General features: G+C 39.5%; 31 protein-coding genes and 2 riboswitches. Of the genes, 9 read left to right on the forward strand and 22 right to left on the reverse strand.

What is annotated here, in order from left to right; translation table 11 throughout:
• The first annotated feature begins 101 nt into the window (after positions 1-101).
• On the forward strand, positions 102-575 hold the full coding sequence (locus tag ACFX4N_RS12135; RefSeq protein ID WP_013058206.1) for a hypothetical protein: 474 nt from the start codon (positions 102-104) through the stop codon (positions 573-575).
• 80 nt (positions 576-655) lie between these two features.
• On the opposite strand, the gene ACFX4N_RS12140 is transcribed toward ACFX4N_RS12135, so the two are convergent.
• The 8 genes from ACFX4N_RS12140 to ACFX4N_RS12175 form a co-directional block, all read right to left on the reverse strand.
• Positions 656-1,981 (reverse strand): MFS transporter, encoded by a 1,326-nt coding sequence (locus ACFX4N_RS12140; protein WP_235567329.1) that lies wholly within the window; start codon positions 1,979-1,981, stop codon positions 656-658.
• The gene (locus ACFX4N_RS12145) at positions 1,968-3,602 is read right to left on the reverse strand and encodes a PEP-utilizing enzyme (protein WP_377261485.1); all 1,635 of its coding nucleotides are present in this window, start codon (positions 3,600-3,602) and stop codon (positions 1,968-1,970) included. The genes ACFX4N_RS12140 and ACFX4N_RS12145 overlap by 14 nt, the downstream gene beginning before the upstream one ends.
• 22 nt (positions 3,603-3,624) lie before the next feature.
• Positions 3,625-4,518, reverse strand: a complete 894-nt coding sequence (locus tag ACFX4N_RS12150) for a PEP/pyruvate-binding domain-containing protein (RefSeq protein ID WP_097812285.1) — start codon at positions 4,516-4,518, stop codon at positions 3,625-3,627.
• A 218-nt stretch (positions 4,519-4,736) separates the two neighbouring features.
• Positions 4,737-4,982, reverse strand: a complete 246-nt coding sequence (locus ACFX4N_RS12155) for a hypothetical protein (protein WP_029323294.1) — start codon at positions 4,980-4,982, stop codon at positions 4,737-4,739.
• Positions 4,957-6,516, reverse strand: coding sequence for a sodium:solute symporter family protein (locus tag ACFX4N_RS12160; RefSeq protein WP_377261488.1), 1,560 nt, complete (start codon positions 6,514-6,516; stop codon positions 4,957-4,959). Before ACFX4N_RS12160 ends, ACFX4N_RS12155 begins: the two co-directional genes overlap by 26 nt.
• Before the next feature lie 286 nt (positions 6,517-6,802).
• Entirely contained in the window at positions 6,803-7,498 is a 696-nt protein-coding gene (locus ACFX4N_RS12165) for a FadR/GntR family transcriptional regulator (protein WP_013058211.1), read from the reverse strand.
• Positions 7,499-7,722: 224 nt separating this feature from the next.
• Positions 7,723-8,352, reverse strand: a complete 630-nt coding sequence (locus tag ACFX4N_RS12170; RefSeq protein WP_098314718.1) for a CPBP family intramembrane glutamic endopeptidase — start codon at positions 8,350-8,352, stop codon at positions 7,723-7,725.
• 104 nt (positions 8,353-8,456) lie between these two features.
• Positions 8,457-9,386, reverse strand: a complete 930-nt coding sequence (locus ACFX4N_RS12175; protein WP_057273678.1) for a hypothetical protein — start codon at positions 9,384-9,386, stop codon at positions 8,457-8,459.
• 114 nt (positions 9,387-9,500) lie between these two features.
• Between ACFX4N_RS12175 and ACFX4N_RS12180 the strand changes: the two genes are divergently transcribed.
• Together ACFX4N_RS12180 and ACFX4N_RS12185 are read left to right on the forward strand one after the other, a co-directional pair.
• Complete coding sequence (locus ACFX4N_RS12180; RefSeq protein ID WP_057273679.1) at positions 9,501-10,001, forward strand: GNAT family N-acetyltransferase; 501 nt, start codon at positions 9,501-9,503, stop codon at positions 9,999-10,001.
• Between the two features lie 73 nt (positions 10,002-10,074).
• Entirely contained in the window at positions 10,075-10,761 is a 687-nt protein-coding gene (locus ACFX4N_RS12185) for a YoaK family protein (protein ID WP_013058215.1), read from the forward strand.
• 280 nt (positions 10,762-11,041) lie between these two features.
• Here ACFX4N_RS12185 and ACFX4N_RS12190 read toward each other — a convergent pair whose 3' ends face one another.
• Together ACFX4N_RS12190 and ACFX4N_RS12195 are read right to left on the reverse strand one after the other, a co-directional pair.
• Positions 11,042-11,251, reverse strand: coding sequence for a hypothetical protein (locus ACFX4N_RS12190; protein WP_057273680.1), 210 nt, complete (start codon positions 11,249-11,251; stop codon positions 11,042-11,044).
• 52 nt (positions 11,252-11,303) lie between these two features.
• Positions 11,304-12,062, reverse strand: a complete 759-nt coding sequence (locus ACFX4N_RS12195) for a DeoR/GlpR family DNA-binding transcription regulator (protein ID WP_274589105.1) — start codon at positions 12,060-12,062, stop codon at positions 11,304-11,306.
• Between the two features lie 164 nt (positions 12,063-12,226).
• Here ACFX4N_RS12195 and ACFX4N_RS12200 point away from each other — a divergent pair, with 164 nt between their 5' ends.
• Entirely contained in the window at positions 12,227-13,102 is an 876-nt protein-coding gene (locus tag ACFX4N_RS12200) for a Cof-type HAD-IIB family hydrolase (RefSeq protein WP_274589104.1), read from the forward strand.
• A gap of 29 nt (positions 13,103-13,131) precedes the next feature.
• Here ACFX4N_RS12200 and ACFX4N_RS12205 read toward each other — a convergent pair whose 3' ends face one another.
• Together ACFX4N_RS12205 and ACFX4N_RS12210 are read right to left on the reverse strand one after the other, a co-directional pair.
• Positions 13,132-13,362 carry a YczI family protein gene (locus tag ACFX4N_RS12205; protein WP_029323305.1) on the reverse strand — a complete coding sequence of 77 codons (231 nt, stop codon included), beginning with the start codon at positions 13,360-13,362 and terminating at the stop codon, positions 13,132-13,134.
• Between the two features lie 11 nt (positions 13,363-13,373).
• On the reverse strand, positions 13,374-14,339 hold the full coding sequence (locus ACFX4N_RS12210) for a 2-hydroxyacid dehydrogenase (protein ID WP_013058220.1): 966 nt from the start codon (positions 14,337-14,339) through the stop codon (positions 13,374-13,376).
• Between the two features lie 126 nt (positions 14,340-14,465).
• On the opposite strand from ACFX4N_RS12210, the gene ACFX4N_RS12215 reads away from it, so the two are divergent.
• The 5 genes from ACFX4N_RS12215 (at position 14,466) to ACFX4N_RS12235 (ending at position 16,954) form a co-directional block, all read left to right on the forward strand.
• The gene (locus ACFX4N_RS12215) at positions 14,466-14,954 is read left to right on the forward strand and encodes a DUF2500 domain-containing protein (RefSeq protein WP_274589103.1); all 489 of its coding nucleotides are present in this window, start codon (positions 14,466-14,468) and stop codon (positions 14,952-14,954) included.
• A gap of 150 nt (positions 14,955-15,104) precedes the next feature.
• A complete protein-coding gene (locus ACFX4N_RS12220) occupies positions 15,105-15,302 on the forward strand; it encodes a hypothetical protein (protein ID WP_043981104.1) in 198 nt (65 codons plus the stop codon).
• Positions 15,303-15,379: 77 nt separating this feature from the next.
• A complete protein-coding gene (locus ACFX4N_RS12225) occupies positions 15,380-15,820 on the forward strand; it encodes a DUF5391 family protein (RefSeq protein WP_274589102.1) in 441 nt (146 codons plus the stop codon).
• Positions 15,821-16,014: 194 nt separating this feature from the next.
• Positions 16,015-16,647, forward strand: a complete 633-nt coding sequence (locus ACFX4N_RS12230; protein ID WP_029323312.1) for a LysE family translocator — start codon at positions 16,015-16,017, stop codon at positions 16,645-16,647.
• Between the two features lie 166 nt (positions 16,648-16,813).
• Positions 16,814-16,954, forward strand: a complete 141-nt coding sequence (locus ACFX4N_RS12235) for a hypothetical protein (protein ID WP_013058226.1) — start codon at positions 16,814-16,816, stop codon at positions 16,952-16,954.
• 106 nt (positions 16,955-17,060) lie between these two features.
• On the opposite strand, the gene ACFX4N_RS12240 is transcribed toward ACFX4N_RS12235, so the two are convergent.
• From ACFX4N_RS12240 to ACFX4N_RS12285, 10 genes are all read right to left on the reverse strand, one after another.
• Positions 17,061-17,474, reverse strand: coding sequence for a DUF5301 domain-containing protein (locus tag ACFX4N_RS12240; RefSeq protein WP_057273683.1), 414 nt, complete (start codon positions 17,472-17,474; stop codon positions 17,061-17,063).
• 31 nt (positions 17,475-17,505) lie between these two features.
• Entirely contained in the window at positions 17,506-17,670 is a 165-nt protein-coding gene (locus ACFX4N_RS12245) for a hypothetical protein (protein ID WP_180227529.1), read from the reverse strand.
• 161 nt (positions 17,671-17,831) lie between these two features.
• On the reverse strand, positions 17,832-18,032 hold the full coding sequence (locus ACFX4N_RS12250) for a helix-turn-helix transcriptional regulator (RefSeq protein WP_013058229.1): 201 nt from the start codon (positions 18,030-18,032) through the stop codon (positions 17,832-17,834).
• Between the two features lie 187 nt (positions 18,033-18,219).
• Positions 18,220-18,354 (reverse strand): hypothetical protein, encoded by a 135-nt coding sequence (locus tag ACFX4N_RS12255; protein ID WP_255255966.1) that lies wholly within the window; start codon positions 18,352-18,354, stop codon positions 18,220-18,222.
• Positions 18,355-18,534: 180 nt separating this feature from the next.
• The gene (locus ACFX4N_RS12260) at positions 18,535-19,035 is read right to left on the reverse strand and encodes a GNAT family N-acetyltransferase (RefSeq protein ID WP_013058230.1); all 501 of its coding nucleotides are present in this window, start codon (positions 19,033-19,035) and stop codon (positions 18,535-18,537) included.
• A 144-nt stretch (positions 19,036-19,179) separates the two neighbouring features.
• A complete protein-coding gene (locus ACFX4N_RS12265) occupies positions 19,180-19,797 on the reverse strand; it encodes an acetate uptake transporter (RefSeq protein ID WP_057273685.1) in 618 nt (205 codons plus the stop codon).
• Positions 19,798-19,939: 142 nt separating this feature from the next.
• Positions 19,940-22,234: a 5-methyltetrahydropteroyltriglutamate--homocysteine S-methyltransferase gene (gene metE, locus ACFX4N_RS12270; RefSeq protein ID WP_192100199.1), complete on the reverse strand. Its 2,295-nt coding sequence runs from the start codon at positions 22,232-22,234 to the stop codon at positions 19,940-19,942.
• A 150-nt stretch (positions 22,235-22,384) separates the two neighbouring features.
• Positions 22,385-22,573, reverse strand: a riboswitch (cobalamin riboswitch).
• A gap of 79 nt (positions 22,574-22,652) precedes the next feature.
• A riboswitch (SAM riboswitch) is annotated at positions 22,653-22,763 on the reverse strand.
• Between the two features lie 80 nt (positions 22,764-22,843).
• Positions 22,844-23,095, reverse strand: a complete 252-nt coding sequence (locus tag ACFX4N_RS12275; protein ID WP_057273687.1) for a hypothetical protein — start codon at positions 23,093-23,095, stop codon at positions 22,844-22,846.
• Positions 23,096-23,394: 299 nt separating this feature from the next.
• On the reverse strand, positions 23,395-24,180 hold the full coding sequence (locus ACFX4N_RS12280) for a metallophosphoesterase family protein (RefSeq protein WP_192100197.1): 786 nt from the start codon (positions 24,178-24,180) through the stop codon (positions 23,395-23,397).
• Positions 24,132-24,269, reverse strand: a complete 138-nt coding sequence (locus tag ACFX4N_RS12285; protein ID WP_192100195.1) for a hypothetical protein — start codon at positions 24,267-24,269, stop codon at positions 24,132-24,134. The genes ACFX4N_RS12280 and ACFX4N_RS12285 overlap by 49 nt, the downstream gene beginning before the upstream one ends.
• Between the last annotated feature and the right edge of the window lie 53 nt (positions 24,270-24,322).

Below are 24,322 nucleotides of genomic sequence, written 5' to 3' on the forward strand. Positions count from 1 at the left end.
GCGGAAAATACTGCATAAAATTCATAATATTTTCATTTCTCTATTGGTTTTAATCTCCTAAAATTATACAATGTAGTCAAGAAGCCAAAAGGAGAAGTACTATGATTGGATTAATTCTTTCTGTTTTAATATTTAACATTCTTGCCTTCAAAACAAATAAGCGCTTAACGGCAAATCAAATTGTTCACATTTGGATGTTCACCATTGCTGCTCAGCATATCTTTGACGTCTTCATTAATTTCAAATTTCACGGCTACTGGTATTTTACACAAGAGACAGACTGGCAAGGTATTTTTGCCTATACCGTTCTCATTCCGCCTGTAAACATGCTTTTTCTTACTTACTATCCTTTTGCCGGGAAGCTCACAAAAAAAGCCGCTTATATTTTACTTTGGTCGGTTGCTGTTTTACTTTATGAAGTAGTGGCCCTTCTCCCTGCTCCTTGGGGGTATTTTCACTATGGATGGTGGACGTGGTGGTATTCGCTTTTCTTAAACCCGCTGTTGTTTTGGATGGTGGTGCAGTATTACCGGTGGGTGTGTAAAATTGAAAAAAGAGCGATAACTAAAAAATAGAATAGCCTTTGGACCAGCACATCATCATTTTCAGGACCTGCAATAAAATGAATGTCTGCTTCTCGGCTGGCTATTCTTTTTTATTTAAAAACGTCTTTGGACAAGGAAACTTGCTTTTCTTTTTCTTTTCCAACTAACGACACAAGGAATCCTGCTATTCCAGCTATACATAGAACCACCAATAGACCAGTAGTACCTACTAACAAGCTCACCGCAGCTGAAGCTAACATTCCTCCAACATAACGAAAAGTGGAATAAATGCCCGATGCAGTGCCTGATTGCTCTTTTTTGACAGATTGAATATTCATAGCCTGCATAGATGAAACACCGATCCCTGCTCCCACTCCTCCTACTAATAAAGATACAATTGTATAAGAAATGGAGGCATTCGCTAAGTGAAAATAAAGCATCGCCGCAAGCAGTGAAATAAGAAACGATAATCGTATCGGATGTTCTTTCCCTACCTTTTCTGCTAACAATCCTCCCAGCCAAGAAGAAATAGACATGGCTAATGAAAAAAAGAAAAGAAGCAAACCAATTAAACGAATATCATACTGCTTCTCTAGCAAAAGCGGAACAAACAAAATGGTACTATACATCATAAAATTACTGCATAGAATGGAAAGATTTGAAGAAAAAAAGGGCCGAACCTTAAAAAGCTTAAAATCAATCAGCGGCTCTTGGACCTTGCGTTCTTGCACAATGAAAAGAACGATAGACGCTATGCATATGAAAATAGTCCAAGCATTAAACAAATCACGGTGCGTCAGCATTAGCGTAAAGCTCGTCATGCTTACTCCAAGTAAAAAAGCGCCCCCTATATCCAGCATTTTTGCTTTTTGTTTTACGTTAGACGGCACGTATATAAATGAACAAATCAACGACAGAACAGCAAAAGGAACGTTAAACCAAAAAATCGACGTCCACCCAAGATACTTAATTAAAAAGGCACCTAATACAGGCCCTACAGCTGCTCCTAGCCCCATTGATAATCCAAATAACCCAAGCGTTCTTCCAAGCTTTTCTTTTGGCAAACTGTGTCTCATAATGGCTGTTGCGTTAGGCGTAGCTAGTGCGCCTCCTAATGCTTGCAGCGTTCGAAAGACCGTGAGTGAAAGTAAGTTATATGAAAACACACAGGCGGCAGACCCCACTAGAAAAATACTCATTCCAGCTACAAACATCGTTTTATTTCCATATAGATCCCCAAGTTTCCCCGCAATAGGCTGAGCAACTGCCATCACAATTAAATAGATCGTTACCACTACTGATACATGTACGATGGAAAGATGAAGCGCTTTGGCAATAGACGGTAAGCCTACCGCAATCATAGTGGAATTAACGGGAATTAAAAAAGTTCCTGTTAAAATAGAAAAGATAATCAAAGACGGCTTACTGCTGTTCAATCGTCACCACTCCGTTAGTTCCGTCTACGGTAACAACATCTCCGTCTTTTAGTAGATCCACGGCTACTTTTGTGCCAAGAACCGCTGGAAGTTTATATTCACGGGCCACTGTTCCTGCATGAGATAAAATTCCTCCTGCATTGGTTACAATTGCGCCAGCAAGCGAAAATAACGTGGTCCAAGCCGGTGCTGTTGTTTCACACACAAGAATATCTCCTTGTTTAAGTTTAGAAAATTGACTTGGGTCTGAAATGATTTTTACCACTCCCGTATAAACACCTCTTGAAGCGGCACTTCCTTTAAAGATTTTTTGCGTTTCATCTACTTCTGGAGGCCCCATTTTTCCGAATACCCGCTCCAATAAAGGATCTTCTCCTGTTTGAGGAGGCGTTCCATAAGCAGGCGGCGTTTTTTTATGACGATTTTCTTCAAACTCCTGCTTTCTATTGATGATCAGTTCATGAGACGCCACGGGCGTTTTTAATACTTCCAGCAATTCATCGTAATAAAAATGAAAAATATCTTGAGGCTGATGAATCACTTGGTGATCAGCTAAAAGAGTTCCTACATTCAGCAAAAACAGTCTTGCCGTAGCAGGCAGCATCGCATCGATATAAAAATGATGGTCTTCATCCAACCCCCATGCGTCCAAAGCCCAGCCATAAAACAGCTTAAACTGCTCTTTTTCTTCGCACTCCGGCATTTTTGCGAGTACATCACGATAGCTTTCTTCTCTCTTTTTTACGACATCTTCATAATTTTTCTTGAAGTCGTAATCTTTACGCACATAGCCAGCAATAATCGATAGCGCATGTAAAGGATTCTCTACCCACGTCTCATCAATAAACTCATGCGAATTTGCAGAACGATAGCCATACTCATTCAAAAAGCTTTGCAGATTCTTTAAAAATTCTCTGCCTTCAGCTGTGCCTAATAGATTTGCTTCTATGTCTTCTGACTTCTGCTCCGTAAAAGCTTGTTTTAATTGATTAGAATCTTTGACTTTGTCAGTTAGTTCCCACAGTGCTTGATCCGTTTCAAGTGACTTGTTCATTACGCCTTCCAGCAGATCATATACGTAAGCGGTATTCTCATCTCCGGTCAAGGCTCCATATAGCTCTTCTAACATCATTCCTAAATCACTTCTTGGCATGACAATTTCAAAGTGAAGCTGCCAAGCTTTTTTATAAAAATCATGCAGTTCTTTTACTTTTTCTTCTGCTTCTTTTAAAGATAAAGGACGTTCTGCATTTCTTTTAACTTCCGTATAAAAAGGTAAAAACACCTTATTAACGTACTCGTATAATCTAGGTTTAAGTCGAGGTAACAGCGGCTTCACTGCTTCTTGGTGCTCCTTTAAGCGATCATTTGCGTCACCGGGAAACGGGATATTTTGCTGATACATTTTTCCATCAGCTAATTTCACTACAAATTGATAGATAGGCAGTTTTAACGTTTCAAAACCTTGCTTTGTCCCATAAGTCATTGCCGGAAGCTGAAAGGAAGCGTATAAAGGACTTAGCGCATGTGCGATATGTAGGTTGTCTTGTACCCAAAATCCCGTTTGTTTTTCTTCCTCACTTAAAAATAGGTCGTTTTGAAATGCAGATAATACGTTCATTTGATTTCCCCTTTCCTTTTCATTATGTAGTAACAGGTCTCACTTGAAGCAAATAAATATGTTTATTTTTTATGGCAAATTCAATGTCTACAGCGTACTGACAATACTGCTCTACTTGATTCGTTAAACGAAGCAGCTGTAGTGCTGTTTCATCTGATATAGAAAATTCATTTTTTTCTTTATCCGTTGTCACAGCTTTTGTTATTCCTGTAAAACCTGACACTAGCTTATACTCTTTTAATCCTAGTTCTTTCATTATACTTTTTGTCTGTTTATGAATAATAAATAAATCCGGCGTAACACCACCTGATACGATTCCCTCTCCTAAGCCGTACGCCACGTTAATGACTACTTCATCTTCACTTTCTGTAATAGGATTTACGCTAAAAATCACTCCGGATACATCGGCTTCAACCATTCCTTGTACAAGGACACCCATCTGGGGATTAGAAAGCGAAATTTCTTTATCTTCGGCGTACGCTTGAACCACGGATGAAAAATAAGAAGCCCAGCATTTTTTTATACTTGTCAAAAGTTCTTCTCTGTTTCTTACGTTTAATATCGTTTCATACTGTCCGGCAAAAGACGCATTCTCCAAATCTTCAAGTGCGGAAGAAGATCTTACGGCTACGGCTTTCACACCAGCACCTTGAATATTGGCATACGAAGAAACAATTTCTTTTTGCAGACCTAAAGGAAACGTGCCGCTTTGAATCTTCTTTTCTATGACGCTGCTATCTTCTGCTTTTATTTCTATTTGGTTAAACGTTAAAAAGGAATGTAACGCGTGAGATGTTAAAACAAATCCTGTAGGGATATGAGAAACGTGCTGAATCATTTTTGAGAGATTGTAAGCTTTTGAACCTACTGCTTGAAGTTCTGCATAACATGCTTTTTCTAAAGAGACGATGTGCAATCACTTCACCCCCTTTCATTTATGTCAAAAGACAATCAGATAAAATAGTAAAATCCATTTAAAACCATAATGTAGTTTTATGGAACTAAGTCTATTTTACCAAAAATTAACATAATTTTAAATATCTTCACAAAAAAATCACAAACCATATTCACTAGAATATGATTTGTGATTTTTTTTATAACTAACACATTTGAAATTCATATTGTTTTGACAAATTAAACTGTATCTCTCTCCTTCTTCTCCCTCACAAACTCAACCACAGGCCCCACAATAATACAAATCCCTGCGATAATCAGCCAGCCAAACGCAAGATACGTCCAGCCTTTAAAAAAGGACAGCGTGTATTGATAGCCCGTTAAAAACATCACGCCTGGAAACAAGAGGACAAACAAAAATGTAAGTCCCAGCGCCCAGCGCGTACAAAGCTTTGCATCTTTATTTAACTGTTGTTGTGGATCCATACGCCACTTCCTCCCTTAATGGTTCATCTCCATGTTCATCAAAGCTTTTGAATTTGTCTTTTAGTTCATCAAAGTCAAATTCTTTTTTGGCAAGCAGACCGTGTCCGATTGATATAACTCCGCTGATAATAAAAACGGTAGAATTTCCAATAAGCATTGGATACAGTCCGCCAAGGGCTTCTACATCAATGTGACCGTTAATTAAGTAAGCAGATGTGTTCCATGCGACAACGCCGCCAATCATCCCTAAAAGCGCGCCGTAAAATGCACCTGTATTCGTCGCTTTTTTCCACATCAGTCCAAGCGTAACGGGAATAACGGCTCCGCTGACGAAAATACCCATGGCCATATATACAAACCCAAGACTAATTCCTAAGTAAAACAGTAAAATGGAAAACACACCCATCACCAGCCCAAAGCCAAGCGTCACTTTTCGCGACGTGCTTAAGATTTTTTTACTGCTTGCTTTTGGATTGATAGATCGCAAGTAAATGTCCGTTACGATAATATTTGTGATCGCCGTTAATTCAGCCGCTCCTGTCGACATTACCGCCATAAACAGCATCGTTAAAAACAAAATAGAACCTAGATTTCCAAGCACGTGTGACGCCATAACGGGCGCGATAGAATCCGGTGAATCTACAGCAATTCCAAGCCCAGCCGCACTTACACCTAGGAAAGTGGCAACGGCAAACGGAATCGAAAACCAGGCAATTCCGCCGTAAATATACGCTTTTGAAGCAGCGCTGTTTTTACTTGCAATGGCACGCTGCCAGTAAGCTTGATCTACAAAGACCGTACCGAAGTTCCCGATAATATTAATCATCCCAAACAAAAGGCCCGGCACCGATGCCATCGTAAGCATATGCTGTGACGAAGGCAGATTTTTCAGCCCTTCGTACACGCTTGTTACGCCGAACTTATAATAGACGGCAGCAGCAAAAATAAATAAAATAATGAAAATAAAAACGGTGTTAAAATAATCAGCAACAAATGAGGCTTTTAAACCGCCAATCATGGTGTAGATGGTAAACGTAAGAGGAATTAAAAAAGCGGCAACAAAAATATTCATCCCGGTAAGAGAGTTTAAAGCAATGGCTCCTCCTAAAATAACCATGGCGGTCACAATAATATTTGTCATAAGAGCAAAGCCAAGCATTAAACGATGATTTTTCACGTCGAAACGCTGTGCAATAAATTCTAAAAACGTATGAGCGTTCGGCGCTTTTTTCTTCAGGTTAATCGCGACAATGGCAAACAGCAAAATTTGAATGCTTGCTCCCGCTGCGTACCAATACGGTCCGCTAATGCCGTACTGATAGCCTGTGGAAGAAGACATCATTAACGTAGCGGCCCATGTCCATGCAGCAATAATGGATGCACTCGCCAGCCCAACGCCTACATTTCTTCCGGCTGTACTAAACTGCTCAGCCGTCATTTCCTTTCCTTGACGGCGCTGCATCATAATTGTAACGGCCGTAAAGCCTCCTCCAAAAATCAGTAAAATCAAATACCCGACGCTTGATGAAAGCATCTTATCCCTCCTCTTCCTCTTAATGTTAGATTTACTGACATTAATATGTAAATAAAAGTAACATTTGTTAATAAAATACCACGCCGTAAAATTATTAACAATACTGTATTTTCTGATTATTAAAGAGTATAATTAGATACTTTCCCCTTATGCAAACAAAAAAAGCCGGCACATCCGCACCGGTCTAAGCATGAATTTTCGTTTTCAACGTGTGTTATTTCCTCACATGAATGAATGGTCTTACTAATAAAAAAAACGACAACCCCTTGGGTTGTCGTTTTTTTTATCATTGAGATACCATTACTTTTTGGCGAACGTGCTCTAAGTGATCACGAACCGCTTCTGCTGCTTCTTCTGGCTCTCCATTTTTAATTGCTTCAAAAATACGCTCATGGTCGGCATCCGTTTGCTTACGATTTTCTTTTTGGCTTTTATTTAACGAATAAGCAAGCGCTTTTCGATACAAATGACCTAAATCTTCTACAGCATGAAGAAGGAATGAGTTATGAGCAGCTTTTACAATATCATGATGGAAACGATAGTCCGCTTCATGTCCAATTTCTTCACTGTTATGAACCGTCTTTTTAAACGCTTCTAACGATTCTTTAATTTCAATCAGTTCTTCATCCGTACGGCGCAGCGCGGCTAAGCTTGCTGCTTGCGACTCGATGATAATACGCATTTCAATTAATTCAAGAACTTGATCTGCTTCAACCATTTCAAACGTCATTGGATCAAGCATGCCCACTAAGTTTACACGCTTTACGTAGCTTCCTCCGCCTTGTCTTGATTCAATCAAGCCGCTGGCAGAAAGAACGCTTAGCGCTTCACGAATTGGTGCACGGCTCACTCCAAACATTTTGGATAACTCATGTTCCGACGGCAAACGAGACTCTGGTGGGAACGTTTTCTCTTTAATCATCTTTTTTAATTGATCAAGCACTTGACTAGATACTTTTTTACGCTCAATAGGTACAAACATACTTCTATTCCTCCTCCAAGTAATTATCTCTCTCTTTTTTTTAGTTTTCATCGGACCCAGATTAACTATGTGTATTCCGATTTATGTAAACGCTTCAATCTTTGTATTACAAGTATACATTATTTCAATTCAAATGTGTTGATAAAATTTTACTATTATTGTTATTATACCATGAAAACAAGTTATAAATGAATAACGATTCATGGTTTTTTGACATAATACCACTATCTTACATATAATCCGTATACGATCATGATCGCCGCGTCCGCTAACGCATGACTAATAATTGCCGCTTCGGCACCGTATCGCTCCCTTATACACGCCCACATTATACCTGCTAAAAAAATGCCTGCAGCCGAGATCCAATTAAAAGGAAACGCAAAAACGGGCAGAATAATAAACAGGTGATAAAGCGTATAAAAGCTTGATGTAACAATGGTTGAAGCAGGTAAGGACAGATGCTTCTCCACTTTATTCTGTATATAGACTCGCCAATACATTTCTTCTAAATAAGGGTTAATAAAAATCAAAACGACGGCTAAAATGATAACTTTCCATCCGCTAAATCCCCATATTTGCAAAACCGCTTGCATATCTTCTATATGAAAGATTTTACCAGAAAAAAGCAGGCTGCTTCCAATTATCACAGCGGCACATAGAACTCCGCTCAGAGTTCCCACATACAGAGATTTTTTTGTAAGCGCTACCTTCAAGTTAATTTTATTATTCGCATATAAAATCATAAACATCCAGCCGTAAAAGCACACAAATGTTACCAACACATTTTGGATAAGCCACAAACCGAAAAAAACAAAGATTGTAGGCATGAACAGCAAAAACAAAAATTTTATCACGTTTATGGCGCACCTTCTTTAAGAGCCGCTTTTCTTTTACCTAGTAAACCTTTCGTATTCAAAAGGTTTACTATCTTTTATCTTATAAAAGTCCAGTGGTATTTTCAATTATTTTTTAATTCCTGCTCCAGCTCACGAAGACTTTCAGCAAGCTTTTTCTTTTCTTCTTCAAAGTGAGCATCGTCTTTAAAAGCAGGAGCTGGAGGTTCTAGCTCTTCATTTTCTTTTAGCCAATCCGGCGTCATTTCCTTGCGAATGACGCGCTTTTTATTAGCGTAGGAAAGCCGCTTTTCAGTCTGTTGACTTGCTAGCGTACGCTGTGACGTTACATAATGCTTATGAAAAAGATGCTGTTTAATATAGGCAAATGCTCGAATGGTATCGCCGCTGTATTTAGGCACGTAGTGATCAAATGCTTCCTGCAGTCCAGATAGCGCTTCTTCTACGGGTATTTCGCTTTTTGCGACTTCGTACATATGCTTTAAATCGCTGGCTGAAGGATACACTCCTCGGTTTCTTCTAGCAATAAAAGCGGCTTCTAACGTTTGTACGTAAGCGTCATGCGCGTCTTCTTCTCTTTTTATTTGATTTGTATTTTCTGCTGTAGTCTCTGTTAATGACGCCTTCACTGTGACCGGCTCCGCTGCTTCAATTTGACTTTCCCCTTCTGTCAAATTGACATCTTCGAGCTCTTCAAATTCATCGCTTGGCATAAGCTCTTCTAGTTTCTTATAATCAATCCGGTACCAGACCGTGTTGTTAAATTTAGAGCGGTTGTACTTTCCTTTTATAATCAGTCCTTCTTTTTCAAGCTTTGAAATGATGCGTTGAATCGTTGAAAGCGACCAAAACGGAAACTGCTGCAGCCACTGCTGATTTGTATTATATACCCACGTATATCCGTCCTGTACATTTACGCTTTTTTCAAGCCAGTAGTGAAGCTGCTGAAGAAACAGCGCTCCGTTCACTCCTACTTTAACTGCAAGCGCCGGCAGTACAATTAACGGCTGATCTTTTAATAATAATTTACTCATTATATCATCTCCTTTGTTATGTAAAATAGCTACTATATATATACAAAGAAAACGGAAAAACGGGGATGCCCGCTTTAAAATTATGTTAAAATATAGAAAAAATGAGGTGAGCATATGATACGTCAAGGCAGAATTGGCGATGAAGCGGGCATCGCAAATGTACATGTAGAAAGCTGGAAATCAACTTATAAAGGACTTGTTCCCGATTCTTTTTTAGATTCTTTGAGCGCTGAAAAGCGAAAACCTCTTTGGAAAAAGCAGCTGGAGTCAAATTCTGTTTTTGTTGCAGAAGAAAACGGTCAAATCGTCGGCTTCGCTTCTTATGGCAAAGAAAGAACCAATAAGCACCCTTCCTATACCGGAGAACTATATGCAATGTATTTACTCGCAGAGCATCAGCGAAAAGGGATTGGAAAAGCGCTTATGCATAAAATAGCGCAAGAGCTGGTAAACCAACATATACATACGATGCTCACATGGGCTTTTGAACAAAACGGCGCCTGTCAATTTTACGAAGCGCTTGGCGGAAAAAGAATCGATCGTGCTGAGGTTGTTATTGAGGGTACATCTCTATCTGAAGTGGCTTTTTGGTGGGACACGCTTAAAAATTTGTAAGACAACTATCTGGACAGATTTTTTTCTTCACGGTAAACTGTTTAGTTGGTATAAAAAGAAAGGATGACTTACCGTGACGAATTCTACTTATCGAAACATTATTTTGCTGGTTCTTTGTGTCACAGCGGGTATCGTCGATGTGATTGGCTACTTAAGCCTTGGCCATATCTTTACGGCAAACATGACCGGAAACATCGTGCTGCTTGGGCTAGCAATCGGAAACTCTCTTGAAACAACTGTTTTTCACTCCCTGACAGCTTTAGGAGGTTTTATTGTAGGAGTTGTAGGCGCTGCAATCCTTGTTGGAAACAAAGAAAAAACGTTTTGGCCTAAAGCCGTAACGATCGCGCTTGGAATAGAAGGATTAATTTTACTTGTTTTTGCACTTTTATCTTCGTTTTCTCCTTCTTTACACTTAACTTACTTGTTTATTTTCTTACTAAGCTCAGCAATGGGACTTCAAACAACGGCTGCTCGAAAGCTTGGCGTAGCCGGAATTTCAACAACCGTATTAACGGGAACGCTTGCTAATTTCTTTGAAGACGTAACGGCACGTTTGCGCAGCCCTCGCTACCGCAAAACGTTTACAACCGATGCCATTCTTCGCGCGCTGTCTCTTGTACTTTACTGCTTTGGCGCTGTTATCGCCGCACTTGCAGAGCCTGCTTATAAATTTGAAATTATTTGGCTGCCCATTGTTATTTTGTTAGCCATCATTATTTTTGTCAGCACGAAGTTTCGTTCTGATTCAGAAAAATAATAAACAAGGCTGGGACAAAAGTATTTTAGTCAAAGGAAAATCCGAACGAGTTTGATTCTTGATTGAGAATCAAATTTGTTCGGATTTTCATTAGTATAGTGAACGTTCATATATGTAGCGGCTTCTAGCTGTTGATTGGAGGGCAAGACGAAGACTCCTGCGGAAAGCGAAGTCTTGCACCGAAATCAACAGCGCTGTAACAAGCGAACATACTAGATCATTTATCCAATTTGTTCGCCTTTAGGTTATATTGATTTAGTTAGTTATGTCTCAACCTTTTTCATTTTCCCGCTAGTGCCGCTAAAACGCCAAGAATGATTGCCGCTGCAGGTCCTACAATGAATAGTCCAATTAAAATCGATCGTATGGCTTCCCATAATGACCGCAAAGGACTTTGCTTAGACTCTGCTTTTTCCATTCTTTCCTCTAGGTGTTCGACTCTTTGCTGAAGCTTCGCTAATTCCTGCGTAACATCTATTTGTTCGCTCATCGCTCAAGCTCCTTTTTACTCTACATTACCATATACTTCCTTACTAAAACTACTATTTATTTGTGATTACTTCAATGCCGATTTCGCGGTAAGCATTTAACACGTTTTCGTTCACATGCTCTTCTGTAATGAGCCAATCTAGCGAGTTGGCTGAGCTGAACGTGTACGTTGACGATGTATTGAGTTTTTTAGCTGTTACAATAGCCGCTACTTCACTCGCACTTTTAATCATTTGGCTTTTAATGTGCATTTCTTCAAGCAAAGGAATGCTCATACCGATTTTAGGATCGATTGCGTATACGCCTAAAAAACAAAGATCCGCTCGAATTTGCTTAAGCGTATCAACCACGCTTTGTCCTACCGTGACCATCGATTCTTTTCGAAACGTTCCTCCAAGAGAAACAACTTCTACAAATTCATGTTCCGCTAGTGCAACGGTAATTAACGGACTGTTTGTAATAACCGTAACGTTTAAATTCTTTGGAAAAGCTTTGACGAGCTGAATATTTGTTGTACTTCCGTCCATCAAGAGCACCTGCCCGTCTTTAATTAACGGAAGCGCCGCAACTGCAAGTGAATGCTTAACATCCATCAATTCACGTTTTCGCTCTTTGTAATCAACGGCAGACGTGGAACGCGGAAGCGCTCCTCCGTGTACACGCTGCAGCAGACCAAGCGCGTCCATTTCCCGCAGGTCTCTGCGGATTGTATCTTCTGAAACATTCAGCGTTTGACTAAGCGTGGTGGCCACAATTCGCCCTTCTTTTTCAAGCAAATTCATAATTTGTTTGCGTCTTTCTTGTTTTAACATCGCTTGTTCACCTGTTTTCTTTCTGCTTTTTACTTTATTATACTTGTTTCTTTTGTAAAAACAATGTAAAAACGCTTGATTATCAGTGTTTTTTCGTTTATTGTAGGATAAACAAGATAAAACACGCAAAAACAAGTAATAATAGTCAAAGGGAGAGATAGTTTATGAAGATGATTTTTACAGACTTAGATGGAACTCTTTTAAATAGCAGCAGTGAAATTAGCACAATTAATGCAGAAACAATTAAAAAAGCGCAAACACACGGAGTTGAAGTCGTGGTTGCTACAGGGCGCGCTTATTTCGACGTGCAGGAAATTTTAAAAAAAGCTGAGCTTTCAAACCTTTGGGTGATTGCCGCAAACGGAGCGACTATTCATGACCCGAACGGACAGCTAAGACATTCGGTTCCGATTGATGCACATCACGTAAAAGAAGCGCTTCAGTGGCTGGATGCAAACGAATTTTATTATGAAGTGTTTGCCGAACATGCGATTTATACACCAAACTCGGGTCGTGAGCTGCTGGCCATTGAAATTGACCGGGTAAAAAGCGCCAATAAAAACGTGGACGAAGAAAGACTTCATCACGCTGCTGCTAAGCAGTACAGCCAAACGGGATTTGCCTTTGTTGCATCCTATGAAGATATTTTAAATACAAACGCTGAGCTTTATAACGTGTTAGCTTTTTCATTTGATGATGAAAAGCGAAAAAAAGGCTGGGATTACTTTAGCAAGCAGCATAATATGACACTTGTCTCTTCCGCTGATCATAACTTTGAACTGGAACATAAAGACGCGTCAAAAGGAAACGCATTAACATACGTGGTAAAAGAGCTTGGCGGCTCTCTTCATGATACCATTGCCATTGGAGACAGCTTTAACGACGTATCGATGCTGCAAACGGCTGGAAAAGGAATCGCTATGGCAAATGCGCACGCGGAAATTAAAGCTTTAGCTGATGATGTTACATTAACCAACGATGAAAACGGAGTAGCTTCCGTTATTGAAAAAGTGTTAGAAGCACAGCTGAAAGCACATTAAAAAAAACGCTTGGCATTTGCCAAGCGTTTTTAAATGGTCATGCGGTAAATACCGACAAACCAGCTAAACAGCGCAACTAACAGCAACAGCCACGCGCTGGTTTTCTTTCTTTTTTGCCACTCGATTGCTCCTAAAACTAGCATGGTAAACCCGAGCAGTATATTTAAAAACGAAAGGAACTGGTAACTGTGAGTGAGCATGATATAAAGAGCCAGTCCAACAGTAATAATTGAAAGAATAAGCTGTAATGCTTTTAACAAAAAATCTCTCCTTACTTGTAATTCACTTCTTCATTCACACACGTCACTAAAGGCTTTTTTTCAAGACCTAAAAGCAGGTTCTGGACGGCTAAATCTGCCATGCGATTGCGCGTTTCGTACGTAGCACTTCCAATATGCGGTGTCACTAGCACGTTTGAAAGCTGCAGCAGCTTATGATCTGCCGGAAGCGGCTCTGGGTCTGTTACGTCCAGTGCAGCATATGCAATTTCTTCATTTTTCAGCGCTTCGTAAAGTGCTTCAGTGTTCACTAATCCTCCGCGCGCTGCGTTTACAAAATACGCGCTGCTTTTCATTGCTTTAAATTCCTCTTCTCCGAACATGCCTTTGCTTTCATTTGAAAGCGGCACTAGGCATACGATACAGTCAGCTGTGTGAAGCAGTTCTTCAAACGAAAGGTATACGGCATCAAGCTCTTTTTCTGCTTCATGCTTGCGGCTTCGGTTGTGGTAAACGATGTTCATCCCCGATGCCTTTGCTCGTCTGGCAACGGCGCTTCCGATATCGCCCATTCCAACAATACCAAGCGTTTTTCCAAATAAATCGACGCCAAATACCGTTTCCCAGTTTCCTTGTTTCACTTTTTCATAGCCTTCATGAATGCGGCGAGCTGCTGACAGCAAGAGACCAAACGTTAAGTCAGCCGTTGCTTCTACTAACACGCCTGGCGTATTACTAAACGGCACGCCTTTTTTGGTGCATGCTTCGACATCTACACTGTCATACCCGACGCCTGATTGAGAAATAACGCGCAGGTTCGGTGCTGCTTCTAACAGCTCTTCGTCCACTGTGATGTGGCCGATATTAAAAAAGCCGTCAGCGTCACGAAGCCAGTCGCGCAGCGTTTCTTGTGGAATCTTTCCTTCTCCTTCCCACATTTGAATATCGCAGTGCTCCGCTAGCTTCTCGTAAGCATTTGGCCACGTTTTTCCAGACATAACAACTTTGTATTTCCCCATGTGTATCTCTCCTTTTCCTTGTTCACTCATATGTATGAATAGTAACTAGCTATCCTATCATAAGACTACTATAAAGATGAAACTTTTTCCATTCAGTAATCGTATTTATAGTAAGGGGGAATACGAATGTTTGAAGATGAAATGCTATTTGAAGATGACCCGTCCGGAGATGACATTGTTTTTGAAGGTGATGTGCCCGATGACGTAAGCGGAGGCGCTTTTTTTCCAGATGACGCGTTATTTAACGGAATGCCTACGTTTGTGATGCTATTTTTTGTTATAGTTATTGGTATTTTTCTATTTTCTATTTTTAAAGGAATCGGCACGTGGAGTAAAAATGAGCAGTCTCCCCGTCTCTCCGTAAAAGCAAAAGTTACGGGCAAACGGACAAACGTCCACCGCCACAACAGTCACGCTCACGAACATCATCACTCTCACACGTCTACAACCTACTACGTAACCTTTCAGTTTGAAAGCACCGACCGCTCTGAATTTACTGTTTCAGGCCGCGAATACGGCATGCTAGCAGAAGGCGATGAAGGAATGCTGACGTTTCAAGGAACTCGTTTTTTGGATTTTCAAAGGAATCCAAGTGAAGAACATACAGATGCTTAGCTTATGACCTCTTGCTTTTAAAGGTCTTTTTTACTGTAATGGAGCATTCATATAAATGACCTATTTGTGCCCTTTTTACACTGTAGAAGAACGTTAATCCATATAAAAACATACCGTGTAACACATTCATTTAAGCAGGCAGGTGATTTTATGTATTCTCCTTATTCAGGAAGCGGCCTCTACTACGGACATTACGGAGAAGCCCCTCATTCGCATCCTATTCAAACAATACTGGCGCAATACTGGCACGAAACCCACTATCCAGGTCCACACAAAAAATATGTACACGTGTATTATCTTAACCCGGCTTCTCTTCATTATTATCCAACCTATCAAAGGTTTTTGTGAAAAAATGGTTTTTAATTGAGTTTTTTATTGTAAAATTAATCCATATGCTTATTTATTGGAAAGGAGGTTAAAAAACAGTGCGTAATTCTACAGCAAAAAATAGTGTGATAGTCACCACTTTGCTTTCCGCCCTATTTTTCTGCTTCATTTTGGTTCTTGGTTCGCTTTCTCCTCTAGCAGATTCAGGCCCCAACGTTAATACGTTCGGCTCAACAGGGCTGTGGTTATCTCTTGGCATGGTTCTGTTTTTATATTTGTTGCCTTTAGCTTTTTATCTGATAGGAATGCATTTTTTAAGATTTGTCATGGCTGCTTTTTGCAGCATCGGACTTTTAATCGCTGCTAGTACTCTATTACTGATGCCGGCTCTGTTTTTATTCGGATTAGAAGATTTCTCAGGAAACTTATCTTCAATTATAGGAATAATGATTTCTTGTTTAGGTTTGCTGATTACGAATATTGTGTGGTTTGTTGTTGCGTTTAAAAGACAGTCAGCAACCGTGCAGGAAAGCGTTTAAAATGGTGAAGAGGAGCCGCTACTGCTCCTCTTTTTATAGCTCGGTAAGTAAAAAGTGTAAATATAACGAAGTAGCCTTTGTGCTTACTGTTTTTTATACATAACATCAAATTTCATTACATATTTTTATATAATGAAAGACCACTTAAACGGAAAATAATAGTAGATACAAGATTGAAAGAGGTTTTGTTTTTGGTGACGTTATTTTTAACAAATGTACTGCTAGGCCTTTCGATTGCCCTTCCCGTTGGCACGGTGACGATTGAAATGACAAAACAAGGTTTAAAAAACGGGTTTCTTCACGGATGGGTTGTTGGACTCGGAGGAATGACGGTTGATTTATTATTAATTGTGCTTCTTTACTCTGGACTGGCTTCTTTTTTATCGGCTCCTTTTATACAGCTTATGATGTGGCTTATAGGAGCGCTTTTTTTACTTTATATTGGCTATGACAGCATTAGACATGCCGACCATGATATAACGTCTCCTGGAGAGCACGTAAAAAAGTCGTTTGCATCTTCCTATATGAACGGGATCTTTGTTGCGATTTCTCCTAGCAATCTCATTTTTTGGCTCAGCGTGTTTGGAACGGTGCTGACTAATTCGCTTCAATCCTCTCATTCTTTTCATTTCCTACTGATTGCTGCCGGAATATTAACAGGGATTTTAATTCATGACCTAGGCTTAATGACGATTGTCTCTGGAACTAGAAAAGTGCTGAATCAGCTTTATATTAAATGGGTTTCTATTGCGGCAGGATGTGTCTTAATTGGTTTTTCATGCTATTTTCTTTATCGTTTCATTGGGAATCTGCGCATGTACTTTTAATGTTTCTACATATTTTATGACTTGCTATATCCCCTCTTTATCTAGTATAGAGAGGGAATTTTTATAATCTATCAGGGACTATCAGACAAAAAGTTCACATTTTCGTCACATTTCTATTGATTTTTTTCTCTTTTTATACGAAAATATAAAAAAGGGAGGAAATATCATGAAAATCAAAAAAGCACTTCGCATCTTTATTGGATCAAACGTTCTTGTATTATTAACATTCGGCCTTCTTCCAGCACTATTGGTTAACCCTGATATTGACCTAATTCAATCATTTATTAATTATATAGGCAAGGATTAATTCCGCTTTAAATAGTCATAATTTTCAATCTATTATTTTAATAAAAAAAGACAGCGCAGGCTGTCTTTTTTGGTAGGTTTGAAAAAGCTTATGGTACTTTTCAGGCTTATTTAGTTGAAAGCAGCTTTTTAACATCTACTTTTTGATCTTTAACAATCGTATATGTCGCCTGTTTTTTATCTTCAAAGCTAAACGCTTTTATGTAGTCATTATCGTAAATCGTTAAGCCGTACGCATCTTTTCCGTTTTCGACGATTTTTACCCAGTAAGCTTGGTCAAACTTTGGGTCGAGCTCCTTGCTTTTTTTTACTTCTACTTTTGCCAAAGAATGTACGATTTGCTTTATCTCTTTTTTATCATCTACTACACGTTTTCCTTCGTCCGTATCTATTTCAATACGCGTAACGTTTGCTTCATCTACTTTTATGACGTCTTTTAACTGATAGGCTTTCCCGGTATATGTAAAATAAAATACGACGATAAATAAAAGTGCAGCTATAATAATCGTTCTTTTTTTCAAAAGGAACCTCCTTTTCTACATCACGCTGTATTCACGTGATACACCTTTTTATTCCTCCTGTTCCGCAGCCCTTTAGTACAATGCTGCTTCCTACAAGTAAACTATACGTTAATCCCGGAACAGGAAGTACTAACGTTACCATCAACAGTAACATGCCCGTACTTGTAAGAGCTACTCCGGCAGCTCGATTTCTCATTCATTTCACCACCGTTGCTCTGTAAATCTCTTTTTATAAAGTGATAGAAGTAATATTGATCTACTATTTACTTATGTGCTTTTAGCTTATAGTACAGAAATGTCAAAACTTCTACTAGTAAGATCGCTACTTCACATTACCTTCTCTTTTTAACTAACTCATCATGATTTATGAAATAAAAACAGCTCATCTACTGTTGCTCCCAGCTCTGCAGCCAGTTGAAAAGCAAGGGTCAAGCTTGGATCATACTTATTGTTTTCAATTGCATTAATCGTTTGTCTCGATACGCCGCATACTTTTGCCAATTCATCTTGAGACATTCGTTTGCTTTTACGCAGTTCTTTAATTCGATTTTCCACCATTCATCACTCATCTCTAAAATGTAAAAAACTTTTTACATCCATATCTTATATTATCTTCCTTGTTACTGTCAAATATATTTGACAAATCAATGTCTCTTACCTACCTAAAAAAGAGATTTAAATATAACGAGATTAATCCAATCTAAAGACGAAAAAATGGGAGAAATGATTGAGTATGAATCGCTTGTTACACCGCTCTTGATTTCCGTGCAAGGCTTCGCTTTCCGCGGGCGGCCGCTGAGCCTCCTCGTCGCTTTCGCTCCTGCGGGGTCTCATCTGTGCCGCTTTTCCCGCAGGAGTCTTCGCCTTGCCCTCCAATCAACCGCTAGAAGCAACGAAATAGATTAAACACATGTTCACCCTCTCAATAAAAAAAGCCGTACTTATTCATGTAAATACCATCTTTACTTTTACATATTTACAATAACTACACAGAAATTAATATAAAAAAGCACAAACTCCTTAAAAGAAGCTTGTGCTTTTTTATTTCATTGTCTGTTTGTTAAAGCTCCTTACTCATATTAAACCACTGCACGCCTGCATGCTGAGACTCCGCTACTCCTTGATTCACATATCCGTTTTTTTCGTAAAAAGGAATCAATTCTTCTTTACATGTTAAGGTAACCGTTAAGCGCTGTTTGTTCCGCGCTTGTTTTTCAAACTCTCTTAGCAGCATACTCGCAATTCCTTTATGATGATGCTTGGGATTTACAACGATACCCAAAATACTTTGATGACCGCCTGTCTCAGGGTTCGAAATCGTTTTTTCAAACAAATCATCCGTAATAAACGGAGCTGAAATGACGGGACCGTTCACATATCCGATTATTTCTTCATTTTCTTGGGCGATGATAAACGTATCAGGAATGGTGTTGATCCGCGTGATGAATGCGTCTTTTGAGGCAGCCTCTTCAGGTGTAAAGCCTTTGTTTTCTAACGTAATTAATTGGTTTAAATCTTTTTCATCCACTTGTCTTATAATCATTGAAACGTTTCCTTTCATTATGTATTTCTCTTTTTTCTCTAAAAGCTTCTATTACATATAACTATCTCTTTCTACTATATATAAAAACGCCCAAACAAAAAAGGATTGACCTCTGCACCATACAGAATTCAATCCTACTTCGCTTTTTAATTAACGTCTTGATTATTTGATAAATGCACCAAACGGCTTGCCCACCGGAAGCACAACTCGACCGTAGTGAGTATTTAATACAGCCGCTGCAGATCCATAGAATGAAAACAGAGCAATTAATAGCTCTGAAACTGCTGCTAGTAAGTGCGTGTACTCATATGCCACACCAAATGTACTTAGCGATAATCCAATGAATAAGAAATCGATTAACACAAAAATAATAAATAATACTTTATGAGTGCCCATTGCTCCAACTGTCATAAAAACGCTGAAAATCAAGTAGCCGACAAAAGCAAATGCGAGCTGCTTCGGATCCGCTTCTTTTGCGAGCGCTTCCCCAAATGCTCCAAGCTGAATAAGCCATGTCATAGCTACACCTAGCCAAAATAACCCGAAGGCACCAAAAGCAGTTGCGCCGAAGGTATTATTATGTTTGAAATCTTGCATAGACGCGATTAACTGCCCTACCCCGCCTAAAAAAATCGCCCATGGCAATACCAATGAAACACCATCGGTTACCCCAAGCTTTTGAAACGATGCAACAAGTGTCACCATGGCAAGTCCAAATAGACCTAGCGCTGATGGATCCGCTGTTACAATTTTAACGTGCTGCGTGCTGTTGTTACTCATGTTGTACCTCCCTGATTTTAAAAACACCTTTAAAAAGATACAAAAATGTAGGGGAAGTGTCAATGGATATTTTTGGCCTTTTAAAATCCCATAAGAACAAGCAGTGTAGCGGTTACACTGCTTGTTCTTTAATTTCTTATCATTAAACGTTTTGTAATAAATTTTGTCTGGTTTGTTTTGCGGACTCAACCATGACTTTTAAAGCTTCAACCGTCTCGCTGATTCCTCTTGTTTTAAGGCCGCAGTCGGGATTAATCCAAAATAATGCAGGATCAAGTACCTGCAGAGCGCGGTCAATGTTTCGCTGAAGCTCTTCAAGCTTCGGTACGCGCGGACTGTGGATATCATACACGCCAAGTCCGATTCCTTGATTGTACGTATGTTTTTCAAACGCATAAATTAATTCACCGTGGCTTTTAGACGTTTCAATGGAAATCACGTCGGCATCAAGCGCTTTGATGGCATCAATAATCTCTTCGAATTCTGAATAGCACATATGCGTGTGAATTTGCGTCTCGTTTTGCACCGATACCGTGGCTAGCTTGAACGCATACACCGCAGCGTTCAAGTAGCTGTCCCAGTTTTCTCGTTTTAATGGCAGTCCTTCACGCAGTGCCGGTTCATCTACTTGAATCATTGAAATGCCCTGACTTTCAAGTGCTTCTACTTCTTTTCTAAGAGCAAGCGCAATTTGATTTGCCACGTCGTAGCGCGGGATATCATCACGCACAAACGACCAATTTAAAATCGTAATCGGACCCGTCAGCATTCCTTTAACCGGCTTATTTGTTAGAGACTGTGCGTAGACCGTTTCTTTGATCGTCATCGCCTGCTCATACGATACATCTCCGTAAATAAGCGGCGGCTTCACGCAGCGAGAACCGTAAGATTGCACCCAGCCAAACTTCGTAAACTGAAAGCCTCCTAATTTCTCACCGAAGTATTCGACCATGTCCGTACGCTCAAACTCTCCGTGCACAAGGACATCTAAGCCGATGTCTTCTTGAATTTCAATCCATTTTTTTATTTCCTCGTTAATGTACGCTTCATATGCTTCATCGCTTAACTCGCCTTTACGCCATTTTAAACGCTCTTTTCGCACTTCTTTTGTTTGCGGAAAGCTTCCAATCGTTGTCGTTGGAAGAAGCGGCAGTTGAAACGCTTCTTGCTGAACGCGTTGACGTACGTCAAACGGCGCTTGTCGCGCTGCTTTATAGCTGTGCAGCTGCTTCAGCTCTTTTTGCACGTCTTGATGATTTCGAAAAGATGAACCATTTAATGCTTGAATCGCCTGTTTGCTTACGTTTATTTCTTCTTCTATCGACTCTTTTCCTTGCTGCACTGCTTTTGTTAAAAGCGTGATTTCCTTTAGCTTTTCATCTGCAAAAGAGAGCGCATTTTTCAATACTGGATCAATGGTTTCTTCATTTTTCACCGTGACAGGAACATGTAATAAACTTGATGAAGGCTGCAGAATCAAACGGTCTTTTGATACGGCTTCTTCAATTTCACTAAGCGTTAAAAGCTGTTCGTCCAAGTTTTCACGCCAAATGTTGCGTCCGTCAATCACTCCCGCAGCAAGCACTTTATCAGTTGGAAAACCATATTTATTAAGCGCAGTGAGATTTTCGCCTCGGTCATGCACAAAGTCTAAACCGATTCCTTCAACAGGAAGAGACACAACTTCTTTGTAGTGATCAACGCTGTCAAAATACGTTTGCAAAATGACTTTTACATTCGGTGCCGCTTCCTTCAAAGTTTGATAGACTTCTGTGTAAAGCGCCAGGTCTTCTTTTGATAGCGTTGTAGATAAAATTGGCTCATCTATCTGCACCCACTCTACTCCTTCTGCCTGCAGCTCCGCTAAAATAGTTGCATAAAGCGGAACAAACTGTTCAACTACTTCTTTAAACTCACTTTTTTTATATCCTTTTGACAGCTTCACAAATGTTACTGGACCTAGAATAACGGGCTTTCCTTCAATATTCAGCTTTTCTTTTGCTTCTTTGTAAAACTGAAGCGGGCGATTTTCTACAAGTGCCGGCGTACATTCCTCAAGCTCCGGTACGATGTAGTGATAATTTGTGTTAAACCATTTTGTCATCGTAGAGGCTACCGCACCTTTTGTTCCTCGGGCGATGTCAAAATACGTTTCAAGCGATACCGGTCCTCCGTCATACTCAAAGCGCTTTGGCACTAGACCGAACATAACAGCTGTATCTAACACGTGGTCGTATAAACTGAAATCGCCGACTGGAATTAATTCAATTCCTGCGTCACGCTGTTTTTTCAGATGCCCTAGACGAAGAGCTTCAATTTCTTGAAGAAAGATATCTTTCTCCAGCTTTCCTGCCCAAAACTGCTCAAGCGCTTTTTTCCACTCTCGTTTTTCACCAATTCTTGGATAACCTAAGTTTGAACTTTTTACACTGCTCATTTTTTCCACTCCCTGTATATTTTTTTATCGGTAAACTAAAAAATCTCCCTTTTCGAAATGAAAAGAGAGATAATACGCATACTTAACTAGAGTTGAGACAGCCTGTTTTTCTCAACACGTATTCCTCACTCCTCTCTATATCCCGTAGAGCTTAAGTGCATACAACAGGCAGGTCTCCTGACTTAGGTTCATCGCTTCCTATCCCTTCCCATTTCAACATGAAACAGTGGTTAATAAGTTGCTCCCCATTACAGTGGCGGGACCGCGCCGGCTTTTCACCGGTCTTCCCTTTTAAGCTGCGTACATTCGTTACACAGCACCTGATGCATTTTTATAAAATTGTCCATTCAAAACATATTCACATAAAATAAAAAGCCTCTCTATCACGAATAGAGAGGCATAGTATCTATGAAATCCTCTCTTATTTTTCAAAGCTGTACGCTTTGCAGGATGTAGCACCTTTTCAACAAGAATGTTAAATGGTTGCCGGGCTTCACAGGGCCAGTCCCTCCGCCTCTCTCAATAAGAGTTTTAATTGTTTATAATATTTTGAATGTAGAGTCATCTTAACACCTTAGATTTATGTTGTCAAAAGAAATTTCAAAAAAATTAGTTTTTAGGAGGCGTTGACGCTAATTTTTGCCTTAACAATTTGTAATCGTCTTTTCGGTGCGTTTCAATTAAATCTTTGGCTCCCTGGTGATATCCTGACGAATAAATATACTCTACCGCTGTTTCGATAAGCTTTCTTTTTTCTTCGGCACACTCCCGGTCCATTAAGGGGAACAGTCTACCTAAAAGGTCATTTAAATCTTCCTTGATAAAACGATCAAGTCCTTCTTGCATCTTTTCGTTTGCCATGATTGCTCCTCCATTTGCTGTGTATGTTCTAAGCCTCTATAAACAGGCATTTCACTGTAAATTTTAAGATAAAGTTAAGTCATTAAACAGTATATCAAGTGAATGTTTTTCTTCAATTACATATGTAATACAAATATATGACAAATATAGAGAATATATCATCATTCATTATCTATTATAACGTTTGACTGAGCCTTCTGCTACAAGGTTTCTGTAAACATTATGCATAATCTTCCAAAAGTCTGCCTGTGAATTACGGGCAGGCTTTTGGCTAAACATAGCTTTCTATTCTCTTGTTTTTACAAACAATTTCTTCGAGGTCGTCCAAAATCCTTCCAAAGAAGAGGTCCTAATATGTTGTACCTGCTTACAAAAAACTCCGTAAAATTATAATTATTTAAAATTAAAGGCGGCTCAAAATCAAGAGGAGCACCGGCGCCTCCTGACAATACAAAATCAGTGCCTCTTCCAAGCGTAAACGACCCGTTTCTGTTTTTTCTAATAAACTGCTCGTCATATGCATGCACATGGCTGACTAACACTTTTTTCACGCGGTGTTCTTGAATTAAATCAAAAAATTCTTGACTTTGAGGAGTCGTTACAGGAAACCCTTCAAGATTTGACCACCGGCCAATATTTGGCTGCGCATGCATGGCTACGATGGTATTACGAGGAGCATCCTCTAGCTGCTGCTCTAAATAATTCAGCTCTCTATCTGTAAATCCATATATTTTATTCTTGGGACTGATGACATTATTTAATGCGATGCACCGAAAGTTAAAGACAGGAATATCAATGACCCAGTGTACTTTTCCGATAGTGGCTCTGAAGTTTTCGAGATTGCTTTCACCAAGGTACAGTTCATCATGATTCCCTACGCATACAAACATAGGAATGTTTGGTGCGATTTTTTCGACAACCTTAACAAAGTGCTCCAAATACTCTTTTTCCCCTGTATAGACGGTGTCTCCCCCATGAATAATAAACAGCGGGTTCAATTCCACCGCCTTTTTTAATACAAGCTCAAATTCACCGTTCATCGTGTAACAATTATCGTTTGATCCGTCACCTCTACTGTCACCCATAAAAACAAAGTTAAATGGATCGGATTTAATTGTTTAATTCTTTGCTTTAATAACTTTTCAGAACGTTCATGAAGCGTCAAATTCATCAACTAGTTAATCCCCCTATTAATAAGTAAACAAGCTTACTTGTTTATATGAGAAT

The organism is Priestia sp. YIM B13551, from assembly GCF_042787905.1.
Taxonomy (GTDB): Bacteria; Bacillota; Bacilli; order Bacillales; family Bacillaceae_H; genus Priestia.

Bases quoted from the DNA above. Each gene is read 5' to 3' on its own strand.
- ACFX4N_RS12235 (WP_013058226.1), top strand. From the start codon at position 16,814: ATGAAAATCAAAAAAGCACTTCGCATCTTTATTGGATCAAACGTTCTT.
- ACFX4N_RS12260 (WP_013058230.1), bottom strand. From the start codon at position 19,035: ATGAAAGGAAACGTTTCAATGATTATAAGACAAGTGGATGAAAAAGAT.
- ACFX4N_RS12265 (WP_057273685.1), bottom strand. From the start codon at position 19,797: ATGAGTAACAACAGCACGCAGCACGTTAAAATTGTAACAGCGGATCCA.
- ACFX4N_RS12175 (WP_057273678.1), bottom strand. From the start codon at position 9,386: ATGAGTAAATTATTATTAAAAGATCAGCCGTTAATTGTACTGCCGGCG.
- ACFX4N_RS12160 (WP_377261488.1), bottom strand. From the start codon at position 6,516: ATGCTTTCATCAAGCGTCGGGTATTTGATTTTACTGATTTTTGGAGGA.
- metE (WP_192100199.1), bottom strand. From the start codon at position 22,234: ATGAGCAGTGTAAAAAGTTCAAACTTAGGTTATCCAAGAATTGGTGAA.
- ACFX4N_RS12135 (WP_013058206.1), top strand. From the start codon at position 102: ATGATTGGATTAATTCTTTCTGTTTTAATATTTAACATTCTTGCCTTC.
- ACFX4N_RS12200 (WP_274589104.1), top strand. From the start codon at position 12,227: ATGAAGATGATTTTTACAGACTTAGATGGAACTCTTTTAAATAGCAGC.
- ACFX4N_RS12280 (WP_192100197.1), bottom strand. From the start codon at position 24,180: ATGGGTGACAGTAGAGGTGACGGATCAAACGATAATTGTTACACGATG.
- ACFX4N_RS12155 (WP_029323294.1), bottom strand. From the start codon at position 4,982: ATGGATCCACAACAACAGTTAAATAAAGATGCAAAGCTTTGTACGCGC.
- ACFX4N_RS12215 (WP_274589103.1), top strand. From the start codon at position 14,466: ATGTTTGAAGATGAAATGCTATTTGAAGATGACCCGTCCGGAGATGAC.
- ACFX4N_RS12195 (WP_274589105.1), bottom strand. From the start codon at position 12,062: ATGTTAAAACAAGAAAGACGCAAACAAATTATGAATTTGCTTGAAAAA.
- ACFX4N_RS12250 (WP_013058229.1), bottom strand. From the start codon at position 18,032: ATGGTGGAAAATCGAATTAAAGAACTGCGTAAAAGCAAACGAATGTCT.
- ACFX4N_RS12145 (WP_377261485.1), bottom strand. From the start codon at position 3,602: ATGAACGTATTATCTGCATTTCAAAACGACCTATTTTTAAGTGAGGAA.
- ACFX4N_RS12245 (WP_180227529.1), bottom strand. From the start codon at position 17,670: ATGAGAAATCGAGCTGCCGGAGTAGCTCTTACAAGTACGGGCATGTTA.
- ACFX4N_RS12180 (WP_057273679.1), top strand. From the start codon at position 9,501: ATGATACGTCAAGGCAGAATTGGCGATGAAGCGGGCATCGCAAATGTA.
- ACFX4N_RS12275 (WP_057273687.1), bottom strand. From the start codon at position 23,095: ATGGCAAACGAAAAGATGCAAGAAGGACTTGATCGTTTTATCAAGGAA.
- ACFX4N_RS12165 (WP_013058211.1), bottom strand. From the start codon at position 7,498: ATGTTTGTACCTATTGAGCGTAAAAAAGTATCTAGTCAAGTGCTTGAT.
- ACFX4N_RS12190 (WP_057273680.1), bottom strand. From the start codon at position 11,251: ATGAGCGAACAAATAGATGTTACGCAGGAATTAGCGAAGCTTCAGCAA.
- ACFX4N_RS12220 (WP_043981104.1), top strand. From the start codon at position 15,105: ATGTATTCTCCTTATTCAGGAAGCGGCCTCTACTACGGACATTACGGA.
- ACFX4N_RS12210 (WP_013058220.1), bottom strand. From the start codon at position 14,339: ATGGGGAAATACAAAGTTGTTATGTCTGGAAAAACGTGGCCAAATGCT.